General features: G+C 58.0%; 11 protein-coding genes and 1 pseudogene. 2 read left to right on the forward strand and 10 right to left on the reverse strand.

Going from position 1 to position 14772, the window contains the following annotated elements:
- Window positions 1–33: 33 nt before the first annotated feature.
- From INHI_RS0104635 to INHI_RS0104675, 9 genes are all read right to left on the reverse strand, one after another.
- Complete coding sequence (locus INHI_RS0104635; RefSeq protein ID WP_027246889.1) at window positions 34–1395, reverse strand: glutamine synthetase family protein; 1362 nt, start codon at window positions 1393–1395, stop codon at window positions 34–36.
- Window positions 1392–2144, reverse strand: a complete 753-nt coding sequence (locus tag INHI_RS0104640; protein ID WP_027246890.1) for an N-formylglutamate amidohydrolase — start codon at window positions 2142–2144, stop codon at window positions 1392–1394. Before INHI_RS0104640 ends, INHI_RS0104635 begins: the two co-directional genes overlap by 4 nt.
- A 79-nt stretch (window positions 2145–2223) precedes the next feature.
- Window positions 2224–3024, reverse strand: a complete 801-nt coding sequence (locus INHI_RS0104645) for an inositol monophosphatase family protein (RefSeq protein ID WP_027246891.1) — start codon at window positions 3022–3024, stop codon at window positions 2224–2226.
- 22 nt (window positions 3025–3046) lie between these two features.
- Window positions 3047–4039 (reverse strand): GlxA family transcriptional regulator, encoded by a 993-nt coding sequence (locus INHI_RS0104650; protein ID WP_254656847.1) that lies wholly within the window; start codon window positions 4037–4039, stop codon window positions 3047–3049.
- 87 nt (window positions 4040–4126) lie between these two features.
- On the reverse strand, window positions 4127–6574 hold the full coding sequence (locus INHI_RS0104655) for a GcvT family protein (protein WP_027246892.1): 2448 nt from the start codon (window positions 6572–6574) through the stop codon (window positions 4127–4129).
- An 8-nt stretch (window positions 6575–6582) separates the two neighbouring features.
- Window positions 6583–7464, reverse strand: coding sequence for a phosphotransferase (locus INHI_RS0104660; protein ID WP_027246893.1), 882 nt, complete (start codon window positions 7462–7464; stop codon window positions 6583–6585).
- A gap of 2 nt (window positions 7465–7466) precedes the next feature.
- Window positions 7467–9461 carry an ABC transporter permease gene (locus INHI_RS0104665; protein WP_027246894.1) on the reverse strand — a complete coding sequence of 665 codons (1995 nt, stop codon included), beginning with the start codon at window positions 9459–9461 and terminating at the stop codon, window positions 7467–7469.
- Window positions 9458–10492: a quaternary amine ABC transporter ATP-binding protein gene (locus INHI_RS0104670; RefSeq protein ID WP_027246895.1), complete on the reverse strand. Its 1035-nt coding sequence runs from the start codon at window positions 10490–10492 to the stop codon at window positions 9458–9460. Before INHI_RS0104670 ends, INHI_RS0104665 begins: the two co-directional genes overlap by 4 nt.
- A gap of 104 nt (window positions 10493–10596) precedes the next feature.
- Entirely contained in the window at window positions 10597–11544 is a 948-nt protein-coding gene (locus INHI_RS0104675; RefSeq protein ID WP_014875226.1) for an ABC transporter substrate-binding protein, read from the reverse strand.
- Between the two features lie 216 nt (window positions 11545–11760).
- On the opposite strand from INHI_RS0104675, the gene INHI_RS0104680 reads away from it, so the two are divergent.
- Window positions 11761–12597: a DeoR/GlpR family DNA-binding transcription regulator gene (locus tag INHI_RS0104680; protein ID WP_014875225.1), complete on the forward strand. Its 837-nt coding sequence runs from the start codon at window positions 11761–11763 to the stop codon at window positions 12595–12597.
- Between the two features lie 779 nt (window positions 12598–13376).
- Here INHI_RS0104680 and INHI_RS20855 read toward each other — a convergent pair.
- Window positions 13377–14144 (reverse strand): HipA domain-containing protein, encoded by a 768-nt coding sequence (locus INHI_RS20855; RefSeq protein WP_162148080.1) that lies wholly within the window; start codon window positions 14142–14144, stop codon window positions 13377–13379.
- 35 nt (window positions 14145–14179) lie between these two features.
- Here INHI_RS20855 and INHI_RS21040 point away from each other — a divergent pair.
- Window positions 14180–14350 (forward strand): annotated as a pseudogene (locus INHI_RS21040) (IS3 family transposase); the annotation flags it as partial.
- Between the last annotated feature and the right edge of the window lie 422 nt (window positions 14351–14772).

Here is a 14772-nt window from a genome sequence, read left to right on the forward strand (position 1 = left end):
CCAAAAATACTCTCGCCGAAGGCTCTGCGCGCCTCAGGCGCGCTCAAACCCGCGGGCAATCTCGTAATCGGTCACGATCCGCTCGAAATCCTCGATTTCCACTTCGGCAGCGCGCACGTAGTGGTCAACCACCGCATCACCCATGGCGGCCCGCAACATGGCCGAGCTTTTGAGTGCCGTCGCCGCATCCCGCAGGGTGCCGGGGATCATGCCGGTGTCGCCCTGATAGACATCGCCCGTGGTGGGCGCCTGCAGCTCAAGCCCTTCCTCGATGCCTGCAATGCCCGCAGCCAGCATGCCTGCGATGGCCAGATAGGGGTTCATGTCCGAGCCCGGAATACGGCATTCGACGCGGATGGCCTTGCTGCCGACACCACAGAGACGATAGCCTGCGGTGCGGTTGTCCACCGACCAGATGATGCGGGTGGGGGCAAAGGTGCCCTTCATGAAGCGTTTGTAACTGTTGATATAGGGCGCCATGAAGGCGGTGTAATCCGGCGCGTATTTCAGCAGGCCACCCATGTAGGCCTTCATCAGCGGCGACATGCCCAGCTCATCCGACGGGTCATGAAACGCGGGCTTGCCGTCCTGCCACAGCGACTGATGCACATGAGAGGAGGAGCCGACTTTCTCGTGGCTCCATTTCGGCAGGAAGGTCACCGCATGGCCCTGTTGCTGGGCGATTTCCTTCACCGCATGTTTGGCGATGGTGTGATAGGCGGCCGTGTCCATCGCGGCGGCGTATTTGATGTTCAGCTCTTCCTGACCGGTCTCGGCCTCGCCTTTGGAATTCTCAATCGGCAGGCCCGCATCCCACAGGTGGTTGCGGATCGGGCGCAGCACGTGCTCCTCGCGGGAGGTCTGCAGGATGCTGTAGTCCTCATTATAGCCCGAGATCGGCTCCAGATCGCGGAAGCCTGATTTGCGGATCGCATCGAAGCTCTTCTCGAAGAGGAAAAACTCCAGCTCGGTGGCGCACATCGCGTCAAAACCCATCTCTTTGAGACGGTTCACCTGACGTTTGAGGATGGCGCGCGGCGAATGCGGCACCTCTTCGTGGCTGTGGTGATCCAGTACGTCACAGAGCACCATCACCGTGCCTTCGAGCCAGGGCACCGGGCGCAAGGTTGCGAGGTCCGGCTTCATCACGTAATCGCCGTAGCCGTTTTCCCAGCTGGTCGAGGCATAGCCATCCGGTGTCGCCATCGCCAGATCGGTGGCCAGAAGATAGTTGCAGCAATGAGTCTCTTCCCAAGCGCCATTCACAAAATGCTTGGCGTGAAAACGCTTGCCCATCAGCCGCCCCTGCATGTCCACAAGGCACACAAGAACTGTGTCAACCGTGCCGTCGGCAACCTGGTCCTTAAGAGTGTCGAAGGAAAGCTGTTCGGTCACGATGTTCTCTCCATGCTGTTCATATCCATCACTGCTGGTTCCAGAAGGAGCAGGATTTCACGCGCCCGTTCGGCGATGTCGTGCTCGCTGCGCATCAGGTCACTGCGCACCTCAATCATCACATTTGGCAATCCGCGTGGCTGCGCATGGAGGCGCAACGTGTGGGTGACACCATCCCCTGGCCCGTAGGGCTCATTCCGCGCGACCTTGCGACCGGGCAGACGGCCTATATGCTCCAGCATCGCGTCCACCAGTCGGCTGTCGTCATCATGCAAAAGACCGATTTCCACCTCCCGCGGCTGGCCGAAGTAGACAGGGGTGAAGGAGTGAACGGTGACCAGTACTGTGTTCGAGCCGCGGGCGTCGAGGATCTGGGACACCGCAGCACAGAATGGGTCGTAGACAGCAGTCGCGCGGGCCTGTCGGTCCGCAGGCGTCAGATCTCGGTTGCCGGGCACGTCGATGAGTTCCGAGCTTTCCGGCATGGCGCTTGTTGCCTCAGGCGGGCGGTTGCAGTCGTAGACCAGCCGTGACACGGTTGATGCCACAACTGGCGCGTCCAAGTCTGCGGACAACTTGAGAGAAAGATCCAAGGCGCCAGGGTCCCAAGCGGCATGGCTTTTCAGGTCGTCATGCGCCAGCCCGAGGTCATCATAGATCGCCGGGATGTACGCAGAAGCATGTTCACAAATAATCACAACAGGCCCCGCACCATCAGGATTGATGATTTGTAGAGGTTGCGGCATCATAAATGGCCTCCTTTTCGGCACGACTTTGGGACGGGCGGCGGTGCCCGATCAAGTCTTTCAGACTGCGCGATGGCAAAGATCAGCTGTTCAGAAGATCGACGAGAGTTGCATGAAGTTCCGGGGAGGCTGCGGACACAACCGCACCATCAGAGTCCAGCGTCAGCGTTTTACCCTGCCAGTCCGTCATCAGCCCACCTGCCGCTTCAATGACAGCTGAAACGGCCAGAAAGTCATAGGGTTTAAGATCATAATCGATCACCGCATCGACGTGGCCTGCCGCAAGAAGGGCATGGGGATAGCAATCGTAGCCGAAACGTCGTGTCTGCCCGGCCTGAAGCAGTCGGGTGGCGATGGCCGGGTGGTTTTCCAACAGTTTTTCACCCTCGTTGATGTAAAGAACCGCCGAGTTTAACTCGCGCTGGCCTGAAACCTGAATTGGAATTCCATTGCAAGTTGCGGGCACTCCGAGGCCCCCGCAATAGATTTCATTCAGTGCAGGCATGCTGATGGTGCCAGCCTGCAACTGGCCGTGACTGAGAAACGCAATCAGCATGCCAAACAGCGGGTGGCCGGAAATGAAGGATCGGGTGCCATCAATAGGGTCGATGACCCAGAGATGATCCTTGCAGTCACCCTCGATCCCGGTTTCTTCGCCGAGGATCGCGTGATCCGGGTATCTGGCGGCAATCGCGGCCTTCAGTTCCCGCTCCACTGTCTGGTCGGCCAAGGTAACCGGGCTGAGGTCTGCCTTGAAATCAACGGCGGTACCTTGCCGGAAGAACGACAGCGCGGTTGATGCGGACAATTCCGCCCAAGCCACGCAGTCTTGCAAGATCTTTTCTGTAGCAGGCCGTTCGGGGGTAGAGGAGGTCATTGTCATGAGAGTATGTTCCGTGATCGCATCAGGATTTTTGCCTGGCCTTGGCGCCGTTAAGGGACTTGCGCAGAGCGTTTGGAGTGGTGCCGTATACTTGCTGAAAGGCGGAGGCGAAGCTGGCGCTGGTGGAAAAACCGGCTGCGATTGCCACGTCAATCAGGGTCATATTGGTTCTCAGCAAAAGTCTGCGGGCATGATCAAGCCGCATCTGCCGGTAGTAGGTGCAGGGCGTTGTGCCGCAGTGCTGCTTGAAGTGCCGTTCAATACGGCGAGACGGCGACCCCAGAATACGGGACACCTCCGCCATCGGGAGCGGATTTTCCAAATGGCGTTGAAACAGCGTGATTGCTTCGTTGACGAGCGCAGAACCGGAGACTGCAGCATGGAGAACTTCACCAGTCTGGGTGCTGTGGGGGTCGCTCAGGCGGGTGTGGATGAAGGTCTGAGCCAGTCGGGTGGCGGTCGGTTTTCCGTAGATTTCGGTCACGACATGAAGAGCCAGATCCAGTGCGCCGGTTTTCCCGCAGGACGACCAGTCGCCGTCGTTGACCGCGCAGACCTGATCCGTCGGGGCCAGTGTGCTCATTAGACCGTTGAACAGTTCTCGGTTTTGCCAGTGAACCGCGCAGCGACTGCTTTCGAAGACGCCGTCCTTCGCCAGAGTCAGCGCCGCGCCGCCAACCGCAGCCACCTGACAGCCACTGCGACGCAGAAGCTGCAGCGCCGCCCTGAAATGCTGGTTCCGGCCGACGCTGAATTTGTGGCCACCGAATATCACGAGATAGTCCAACTCTCTCAGCGCATCGGCCAGGGGGCTGGTCTTTACCGCCGCGTTACAACTGCCCTGCACAAAACCGCCGTTGCTGGACAATACGTTAACTTTCAGGCTTTGCCCGCAAGTGTCGCCAGCGTCATGCAGGGCTGACGCAAACAGGGCATACTCCTCCATCGGGAAACCGGAAAACACGTAGAGCCCGACGCGTGCAGTGTAACCCGGCGTTGCTGCGATGGCACGCACGGCCCTCCGGACCGGCGCAGGGTCGCGAAAATTGCTCTGTTCCAAGTGGTGCATCATCATATTCCCTGGTGATGGACGAGCGGCGCTTCAGACTTTTACCCGGCTCATAGATGGGTCATAGAGCGGACCGAGCTGCACTTTACAGGGCACCCGCTGAGTGGCGACTTCCAGTTCATAGTCCCCGCTCAGCACATAATCTGGATCGACGCCATCAGGATTGCGGATATAGCCGTAGCCGATCGACTGACCGACGGTGTAGCCGTAGCCGCCGGAGGTGAGCCAGCCGACGCGTTTGCCGTTGCGATAGATGGTTTCGCGGCCCATCAGCACCACGCTGGGATCGGTGGTGAAACAGGCAAGCATCTTCTTCACCCCCCCGGCTTTCCGCGCTTCGGCAGCGGCGCGCCCCTTAAAGGCGATCTTCTTTCGGAGTTTCACCGCCCAGCCCAATCCGGCTTCGAACGGGGTGTGGTCCGGGCCAATATCTGAGCCCCAGGCGCGGTAGCCTTTTTCAAGGCGCAGGGACTCAATCGCACGGTAGCCGGCATCGACCAACCCAAGAGGCTGTCCAACACCCATCAGTGCTGCGTAAACAGTTTGGGCGTACTCCACCGGCAAATGCAGTTCCCAGCCTAACTCCCCGACATAGGTCACACGCAGCGCCTGAACTGGGCATCCGGCGATACCGATGGTGCGGATCGTGCCGAATTGGAAACCATCGTTGGAGACATCGTCCCGGGTCACCGCAGCCAGGATGTCGCGTGCCTTTGGTCCCATCAGCGACAGGACAGCGTTGGACGAGGTGATATCGAACAGCTGGCAGTTCATGCCCTCAGGAATGTTGCGGCGGATCCAGTCGAAGTCGTGTGTGGCATAGCCGGTTCCGGTGACGATATAGAACTCATCCTGGGCGACGCGACCGACGGTCAGATCGCATTCGATGCCGCCTTTGTCGTTCAGCATCTGGGTATAGATCAGCGATCCCACTGGCTTGTCTACATCGTTGGCACAGATCCAGTTCATGGCGGCCAGTGCATCCGGGCCTTTCAGCGTGAATTTGGCGAAGGACGTCTGGTCAAACAGGACTGCGGCCTCTCGTGCCGCCTTGTGCTCACGGCCTACCGCGTCAAACCAGTTCTGACGGCCAAAGCTGTAGAGATCCTGAGGTGTCTCGCCTCTGGTGGCGTCGGCAAACCAGTTCGGGCGCTCCCAGCCAAGTTTCTCGCCGAAACAGGCGCCTTTGTTTTTCAACGTGTCGTAGAGCGGGGATTTGCGGCAGGGGCGGCCGCTGTCGTGTTCCTCATGTGGCCAAGCCATGGTGTAATGCTTGCCGTAAGCCTCCACCGTGCGTGTGCGGATCCAGTCGGTATCGAAATGCGGGCGGCCAAAGCGACGGATATCGGCAGACCAAAGATCAAACGGCGGCTCGCCATTCTTCACCCATTCCGCAAGTGCCATGCCGGCGCCACCGCCAGCGGCGATGCCGAAAGCGTTGAAACCCGCACCGACATAGAAATTGCTGAGTTCCGGCGCCTCGCCGATGATGAAGTTGCCATCTGGCGTGAAGCTTTCGGGCCCGTTTGTCAGCGTCTTGATACCGGCATGTTCCAGCGCTGGGACCCGGCCAAGCGCCTGTTCCATCAGCTGCTCGAAATGGTCGAAATTGCTGTCGAGCAGGCTGTAGTGGAACCCTTTGGGGATGCCATCAGTGGCCCAAGGGATCGGGTTCGGCTCATAGCCGCCCATCACCAGCCCGCCGACTTCCTCTTTGTAGTAAGTCAGCCGATCTGGGTCGCGTAGCGTGGGCAGATTGGAGGGCACGCCCTCGAACGGTTCCGTAACCATATACTGGTGCTCCATCGGAACCAGGGGGACGTTGACACCAAATCGTTTTGCAAAGGTGCGAGTCCACTGACCGGCGCAGCAGATCACCTTTTCGCATTCGATGCGGCCATGTTCGGTGATCACGGCGCGGATCCTGCCGTCTTCGATTTCGATATCAATGACTTTTGTGTCCTCGAAAATCTTGGCGCCAGCCATCCGTGCGCCCTTCGCCAGCGCCTGAGTGATGTCGGAGGGGTTGGCCTGCCCGTCGGTGGGCATGAAGGCGGCGCCGATCACGTCGGAGATATCCATCAGCGGCCACAGGTCCTGGGCTTCCTTGGGGGTCAGCAGCTCCATCTCCAGACCGAAGGAGTGTGCGGTGGTGGCCTGACGTTTGACCTCAGTCCAGCGTTCCTCGTTACAGGCCAGGCGCAACCCGCCGTTCATCTTCCAGCCGGTGCCTAGGCCGGTTTCTGCCTCAATCTTGTTGTATAGATCGACCGAATAGCCCAGCAACTGCGTAATGTTGGCGTTCGAGCGCAACTGTCCGACCAAACCGGCAGCGTGAAAGGTAGTACCAGAGGTTAGTTTTTTCCGCTCCAGCAGAACGGTGTCGGTCCAGCCCAGTTTGGCCAGGTGATAAGCGGTTGAGCAGCCGATGATGCCGCCACCGATGATGACTGCCTTGGCAGTTGAGGGGAGTTCAGTCATGTCAGTCCTCAGGTGTTTTGAAAGTCGTCAAGCGCCGCGCGGAAGCGCGCGAGATTGCTGGCGGTGTAGGCCGCGTAGTCAAATTCGATTTTGGAAGTGATCTCGGAAACCATGCTCCACATCGTTTCGCGAAGAAGCGATGCACATTTCATGGCGTTGTAGCGATGCAGCAGGTCATCGGTCACGGGTGCGCCGAAATAGGTCTCCAGAATCCAGAGCTCCTGCTGCTCTGACAGCCCGTTGTTGGACGCCAGCCCGCCGAGATCAAACAGTGGTGAGTTGAAACCGGCATAGTCATAGTCAATCAGCCAGAGTCTTGTACCGTCATCGAGAAAATTGCCGCATAGGAGGTCGTTGTGCCCAAAGACGATGTCGAACGGACCTGCAGCCTGTTCTAGACGATTGCCGATTGTGGCCAGTTCAGCGGCCAGAGCGGCATGGCGGCTATTCTTGTCCTGCAGGGCGGCTGTGTAGTCGCGGATCACATGGAAAACCCAGAACACCAATGCGGGACCGCGCAGATGCCCGGGCACTTTTTGGTGGCAGGATTTTACCAACTCCAGCACCCGTGGCAGCATCGCGGGCGCGCGTATGTCATCCTCAGTCAAGGTATGGCTTTCGATGTATTCCATCACCGTCAGCCCTTGCTGGGTGTGCACTACCGCGGGCGCTAAGCCGGCAGCGTGAGCGGCGCGGCTGGCTGACAGTTCGTTGAACCGCATCACCTGGTGCAAGGGGATGTCATCGCCTGCGCGTACCACGTATTTGCCGGAATTGTCGGTAACCAGGTAGTTTATATTGGTGATACCACCGTTCAACGGTTCAGCCGTGATCTCTCCCTGCCAGATGGGCAGGGCGCGGATTTGATGAAGCAGATTGGATTGGCTCATGCTTAGGTCTCCAGTCCAAAGCGGATGCGGGCGCCACGGGCTCCTGCGTTGACCAGACGGTCGGCGATGATTGCGATAAAGGCGATGGCCAGCCCTGCCACCAACCCACGACCGGTGTCCGCCTTGGTCAGAGCGATATAGACTTCCTGACCGAGATCACGTGTGCCAACCAGAGCGGTGATCACCAGCATCGACAACGCCAGCATGATGGTCTGGTTGATACCCAGCAGGATTTCCGGCAGCGCCATCGGTAGCCGTACCATTCGCAAGAGTTGCCAGCGGGTGCATCCCGAGACTAATCCGGCCTCGATCAGCTCGCCGCTGACACTACGCATTCCGTGCGCCGCGTAACGGACAGCCGGTGCCAGCGCATAAAGAACGATAGCAATCATTGCGGTGAAGTCCCCAACCCGGAACAGCATCACCACCGGGATCAGATAGACGAAGCTGGGCAGGGTTTGCAGCGTGTCGATAAACAGGCCGATCGCCACGCCTGCGCGCTTGTTCAGCGCCGCCAGCACACCGAGCGGTACGCCGATCAAAGTTGCCAGGATTACCGAGGCACCGCAAAGGTAGACGGTAACCATCGCCTTGGCCCAAAGACCGCTGAAAGCGATCAGCGTGGACATGCTGCCGCACATCAATGCCAGCCGCAACCCGCCAGCGCGCCATCCGACCAGTGTCAGCATGGCGACGGCCCAAGGCCACGGGATGCCCAGCAATGTTTTCTTTATTGGCAGCATGAACCAGTGAAGGAAGAAAACTTTTACCGCCTCGAACGCGTCGAAATAATTCACGTTCAGGTATTTTACTGTCTCGCTCCAGAAATCGCCCGTGGTGATGGTCTGGCTGATCGGGTATTGCAGCAACAGCGGGGAAAAACGGCCCAACCCCCAGGTGATAATCAGCAGAGACAGGACCAGCACCGTCCGCTTGTGGCGGGTGGCCTTGGATCCGGGTGCAATGTGGTGGACTTGGCCCATACGCTCTGCGAAGGCCTGGCTTAGCCGGTCGACCGCAATGGCCAGCACAACGATGGCAATACCTGCCTCAAAACCCGCACCGATATCCAGACGGCGCAGCGCGGCCAGCACGTCAAAGCCGAGCCCGCCAGCGCCGATCATTGACGCAATGATGACCATGTTGAGCGTGAGCATGATCACCTGGTTCACGCCAACCATCAGGCTTTGGCTTGCCGAGGGGACCAGGACCCGCCACATCAGCTGGCGCGGTGTGGTGCCAGCCATACGGCCGAAGTCGAGGATCTCCGGATCGACCGACTTGAGAGCCAAAATGGTAACGCGGATCATTGGCGGTGTTGCATAGATGATGGTTGCAACCAGCGCCGACACCGGGCCAAAGCCGAACATGAACAGGATCGGCACCAGATAGGCGAAGATTGGTATGGTCTGCATCAGATCCAGTAGGGGTGACAGAATGCGCTCGCCCACGGGGTGGCGGTAGGCCCAGATCCCTGTCAACAGCCCGCCGCCGGCACCGATCGGCACCGCGATCAGCACGGAGGCAAGTGTGACCATGGCACTGTCCCATTGCCCAAACACTGCAAGATAGGCAAAGCAGGCTCCTGCCACCGCCGCCAGACCCCAATTGCGGCAATAATGGCCGAGAGCTATAACAGCCGCCGTCACAGCGATCCAGCTGGCGGCAGGCAGCAGGGCCTCCGCGCCGGGGCCGGAGGACACAAAAAAACCATTTGCCAGCAGGCTCAGCATCAACTCGTAGGGCTGCTCAATCAGCCAGGCGACGGCGCGCGTGACATCAGTAAAGGATATCGGGCCGATGGCTGCGTCTTCTACGAGCCAGGTCATGGCGGATGAGATATGGCCCTTGAGCGGAAGCACCCAACTTGAAGGCACTTTGATCAGCCAGCGTGCATCCAGCGCTTTGGACAGATCACGGCCAAACCTGCCCAGAAGGATCGTGACAAGGATCAGCCCCCATACTGTCGCTGACTGAGGGGAGAGGCGGGCGCTCATTCTATCCCTCCGGAGGTCTCGCCAGCGCCAAACAATACGCGGGCGACGGCTTGTCGGTTTATGCTGCCAATAATGCGGCCGCTATCGTCGCAGACCGGGCGCGGCGCATCGGCGGCAATGATCTGCTCCGCGACATCCGAAACCCGGGCGGTTTGCGGAACAGGTGTACCCTCGCCGTCGGTACCGGAGGCCATGATGCCGCCCACGGTTAGAACCTTGGATCGTGGAATATGGCGGGTGAACTCGGCGACGTAGTCAGTGGCCGGGTTCAGTACCAATTCCTCCGGCGTTGCGATCTGGATGATGTGACCGTCTTTCATGATGGCAATTCGGTCGGCCAGGCGCACGGCTTCCTCAAAATCATGAGTGATGAAGACGATGGTTTTGTGGAGGCGCGCCTGCAAGCGCAGGAATTCATCCTGCATCTCGCGGCGGATCAGCGGATCAAGCGCCGAAAACGGCTCATCTAGAAACCACAGGTCGGGTTCTGTCACCAGTGAACGGGCAATGCCGACACGCTGTTGCTGGCCGCCCGACAGCTCACGCGGGTAGTAGTCCTCGCGCCCCTTCAGGCCTACCAGTTCCACGACTTCCCGGGCCTTCACTTCGGCTTCGCTTTTGGGTACGGCCTGAACTGTCAGTGGAAACATGACGTTCTGCAAGACCGTCAGATGCGGCAACAAGGCAAAATGCTGAAACACCATGCCCATCTTGTGGCGGCGGATTTCAATCAGTTCCTGTTCGCTCGCGGCCAGCAGATCGACACCATCAAACAGAACCTGTCCGCCGGTGGGTTCGATCAGTCGCGACAGGCAGCGCACCAGAGTTGATTTGCCGGAGCCGGAGAGCCCCATGATGATGAAAATCTCGCCCTCGGCAATGTCAATCCGGGCGTCCCGCACGGCGCCAATGATGCCGGCCTTGCGGATGTCCTCACCGCTGGGCGTGGGGTTGGCGTTCAGAAAGGCTTCCGCATTGGCGCCATAAAGCTTCCAGATGTTGCGGCAAGAAAGTTTGGTCTTGGAGGTCATCAAGGCGGCTCCGGTGCCGGTCCGCATCGGCGGCCAGCGGGATTTGTCATGCGGGGAAGAAAGGGGCCGCCTTGAGAGCGGACAGCAGCCCCTAGGGAGTGAGATCAGTTAGCGATCCAGCCAGACCAACGTTCCTTGTTGGCGGTCATCCAATCAGAGACGACGGCGTCGATATCGACGCCATCCAGGTCCGCCTTGCCGACCATGGCGCTCATTTCGTCATTTGAAATGTTGTAGGCTTGCACAATTTCGTAGGCGCCGGGCCATTTTTCGGGCAAGCCCGCCCAAGCGGCTTTCCAGATCGGGCCGCGTGGTTTCCCGCAATCATACGCGAGATCCGGATTTACACCCACTGATGGATCAGAGTAGCACTCTGAGGAATAGGGCGGGAATTCCACAAACTCGCCTTCGTATTTGGCCGGTGCCCAATGAGGCACGTAGATCCAGAGCACAATGGGGTCCTGGCGTTGGTAGGCAGATTCCAGTTCGGCAAACAGGGCCGCGTCGGTGCCCGCGTGCACCACTTCAAAATCAAGTTCCAGCGCTTCTACGCGTTCTTCGTCGAAGCCTCCCCAAGTTACCGGGCCACCGACGTAGCGACCGTTTGGAGAGGTTTCAGCAGTCGAAAACTCATCGGCGCAGTCCTTGAGTGCCTGCCAGTCCGGCAGGCCCGGGCAGCGCTCTTTCATGTAGGAGGGATACCACCATTCTTCGATCGCCATCAGACCGGTTTCGCCCGCGTTGACCACCTTGCCTGAGGCGGTCGCCTCGTCCAGCGCTTCACGCCCGGTGGTTTCCCAGATCTCCATAGCCAGATGCAGGTCGCCTGTCTTCAGTCCCGCGAATTGCGCTATATAGTCAGCCTGCACATATTCGACGTTGTATCCTGCCTCCTGCAGGATGCGGCCCATGATCTTGGTGTTGATCAACTGGCCAGACCAGTCGTGCAGAGTCAGTCTGATCGGGTCGGCGGATTCTGCAGACCAGGCGGATGATGCGGAAAAGGCGGCCGTCAGTGCCGCAGCTCCGAATATTCTGAGGTTCTGTCGCATATCGATTTCCCTGTTATGTGGCGTTATGTGTGATTCTTGGCGTCACGTAGAGGTATCGTGCAGTTGGCTTGGCTTTCAGTCAATATAAGCCACAAAAAACAACGTTTTTTCATTCAATACGTCAATTCACGCGCTGAAATATGCTGCTCGCTGTTGCATTGTGTGGCTTTTTTGAATAGCGCTTAGCAAAACTAAGAGCTTTCCCCTGCATCCGAAATGACCCAGAAAACCACCAACCAACGAGAAGAAGAGATCTTGCGGGAGCTTCACCGCGCAGGTGGATCCTGCCGTGTGAGCGCGCTTGCGCAGAAGCTGAGCGTCTCTAACGAAACCATCCGGCGTAATGTCAAAACGCTGCAGGAGCGCAGAATTGTGCGCAAGGTACACGGTGGTGTACATCTCAACGAAGAGGTCATTGAGCCGCCTTTTGAAAACCGCCTTAGTTCGCATGCAGATGTAAAAACTGCACTGGCCCAGGCCGTGGCGGAGACGATCAGCGATGGGGATTCTGTGTTTCTCGACATCGGTTCGACAACGGCCTACGTCGCGCTGGCGCTCAGAAATCACAGCAACCTCTTTGTGGTTACAAATTCCGTTTTTGTTGCCCAGACGCTGGCCATGCGGAACAATAACAGGGTTTTTCTCGCGGGTGGCGAATTGCGTGCACATGATGGCGGGGCCTTCGGAGCAGAGGCGCTGGATCTGCTGCGGCGTCTCAACGTTCAGCTAGCCGTGTTCTCAGTTGGCGCCGTGAATAGCGAACTGGGCTTTATGCTGCATGATCTTGAGGAGGCAAATATCGCGCGGGTCGCGGCAGAAAATGCGCAGGTCTGCATCGTCGTGGCTGACAGCGGCAAATTCAACAAACGCGCTCCCGTCTCTCTCGACAAGATGTCTTCGATTGACGTTTTCTTCACTGATAGCCCTCCACCGGACGGTATCCGTGAAATGCTGGACAAGAACGAGATCGAGACCGTTGTTGTCGAAGGCAAAGAGCGTCACGCCGGTTGGTCTAAGTTATTGGCAAAGAATAAGGCCTCTCCCACGCCATAACGGCACAGGTCTGGGTGCTGGCCGGGTTGATGTCCAGCCGGTGAACTGCTTTGTCGCTCAGGCAGAATCTGCCACAAGCAAAGTGATTTGGTCTCCTGACGTGTATGATTGGCCTGGGTGATCAGCATTCTTGCCCGCGAAACGGGGCCGGTTCGCAAGTCAATCTAGTTGCCGGGAGTGCTGTGTCGAGGGCTAGGGGGAGGTCTGCCGGACTGGTGCGATTGCCGCGGGGCAATCTTGAGAGCTTTGATGAAGTTATTTGCTTTCGGGTTCGATCGCAGAAGAGGCGGCGTGTGGTACATAGCCCCGTGAGGCCTGAGCTTAGGCGTTTGAATTGTTGCAGACGCTGACATTCTTCCCATACGGGTGGGCGTTCCTGGCAGCGTTTTGATTGTTCATCCCGATGCTGCTTGACCCAAGCTTTGACCGCTGAATGAAGCCTTTTGAAATCGTGCAGTTCCGTGAACTCAGCAATGACCTTCTTTGCCATGAACCGTGCGGTTTCGTCCTTAGGAGATTGCCACGTCCTTGGCGGAACAGGTATGATGTCGAAGGAAGCTAATTGACCTTTTCTAAGCGGCGGCAAAGGGGTTGTCTCAACATCCTTGCCCGTCACCAATTTAGTCCAATGCCTCTGAGGCGGTCAGGGGTTATCATGTCGGTCGCAGATTTTTGCAAGCCCCGTTGTCGTTACCCAAATTCCTTCGAAAGCCTGGTAACGGGCTTATCCCAAACCGCACAATTTAACTCTTCTCGTGATACTTTGCGTGTGTTCAATGTCAGTCTTTCGCGTCATTTGTGCTGGTCTTTTCGTTTAGTCTACTCGCGATCCTTCGGGCGTTACTTTCAATCAGCCCCGCAACATGTTCGACCATGCCACGTTCGGCACCAGGCTGAGCGCACACGGCCTCCACGCGCTTCGCCACCATTGCATCGACGGGTTCCTGCACGCGCGGTCGGATGCCACGCGGGCTGAACCCTGCTGCATCGGCGATCCGTTCCCAATACAGCCGTGCCATGTCAGCGGGCTTGCGTTTGCGCCTTCCCAGTTTCTGAGCGTGGTATTGGTTTACGTGGTCACAGTGCAGGACAATCGATACGTCATAGAGTGGTGCCAACCTTGGCCCGCCACTGAGCAGCATCGAATAGTCCTTTGCATGTGCATCGGTATTGGCGACAAGGATGTTGAAGATTACCTGATCTTGCAGTGTTGGGGCATCTTGTGCGGGCAGATGCTGCGCAGTCGTAAGAAGTTGGTTCAGGTTCAAACCTGCCACGGTGCCTTGCTCATACTTCTGGCTGGGGAAAATACCATTGGCTTGTGCGAAATCCTCTTGATGAAGGCGTCGTAGTGACCCGTCCCTACGTGTCGTCCGATCATACCGTGCAACGGCAAGTACGGTCCCGTTTCTAACATCCACGATGCCAGGAAGGTTTGGATTGTCGGGCTTGATGATTGTGGTCGATGGCGGACCCGACATTGGGGTGGCAAGCTGATCAGCCTTCTCTGGCAATCCCAACCTAGGCGCACCTGCGGCATCCAACACTGCAAGTGCAGTCTTCTTCTGCCCCCCAGAAAGGGACCGCCTGGCGATACGATTACAACAAGGTTGGTCCCCACTCATCACTGGAAAACCAAACACCTGCTGAAGCGCGTCGAGTGCCTGAGCAATTTGAGAGCTCCGCGCACGACGCGCTTGCCCAACACGAAGACGACGAATATGAAAAACACACCCACAAACTCTCGTTATGAATGAGGGAGCCTTGGGGGGGGCGGGTCACATGGTCTGTGGGGCAACGTCGCCAATTTTCTGGCAATATGGAAAGAGGTAGCTCACGTCAGAGAGGCCCAATTCTCCTACCTCTGTCTGAAACGCGCTGCCTCTTGCTGAAAGCCGGTCCTCTTGAACCTTCCTCAAGATTTGTTGACGCATCTACAGATCAAGGTCGCAGCGTTTCTTCTCTGATCCCCAAACATGAGAGGTGCCGGTGGACATCCTCAATTGCGTACTTCCCACGGCGGCTCGTGCCTGCTTCGGGACTGTTAGCACAACATAGTATTCCTGGCCTCGGCGGCTCACTCTGGTGGCGTGCCAATTCAACATCGCACCTCTCGAATAATGTCGCCTGTAGTGTCAGGCATAATGTCAGTCCTAGTCCCTTCAGAGACTTTCT

Origin of the sequence: Phaeobacter inhibens DSM 16374 (genome assembly GCF_000473105.1) — a bacterium.
GTDB classification, from domain to species: Bacteria; Pseudomonadota; Alphaproteobacteria; order Rhodobacterales; family Rhodobacteraceae; genus Phaeobacter; species Phaeobacter inhibens.

Bases quoted from the DNA above. Each gene is read 5' to 3' on its own strand.
- INHI_RS0104640 (WP_027246890.1), bottom strand. From the start codon at position 2,144: ATGATGCCGCAACCTCTACAAATCATCAATCCTGATGGTGCGGGGCCT.
- INHI_RS0104645 (WP_027246891.1), bottom strand. From the start codon at position 3,024: ATGACAATGACCTCCTCTACCCCCGAACGGCCTGCTACAGAAAAGATC.
- INHI_RS0104655 (WP_027246892.1), bottom strand. From the start codon at position 6,574: ATGACTGAACTCCCCTCAACTGCCAAGGCAGTCATCATCGGTGGCGGC.
- INHI_RS0104660 (WP_027246893.1), bottom strand. From the start codon at position 7,464: ATGAGCCAATCCAATCTGCTTCATCAAATCCGCGCCCTGCCCATCTGG.
- INHI_RS0104665 (WP_027246894.1), bottom strand. From the start codon at position 9,461: ATGAGCGCCCGCCTCTCCCCTCAGTCAGCGACAGTATGGGGGCTGATC.
- INHI_RS0104670 (WP_027246895.1), bottom strand. From the start codon at position 10,492: ATGACCTCCAAGACCAAACTTTCTTGCCGCAACATCTGGAAGCTTTAT.
- INHI_RS0104675 (WP_014875226.1), bottom strand. From the start codon at position 11,544: ATGCGACAGAACCTCAGAATATTCGGAGCTGCGGCACTGACGGCCGCC.
- INHI_RS0104680 (WP_014875225.1), top strand. From the start codon at position 11,761: ATGACCCAGAAAACCACCAACCAACGAGAAGAAGAGATCTTGCGGGAG.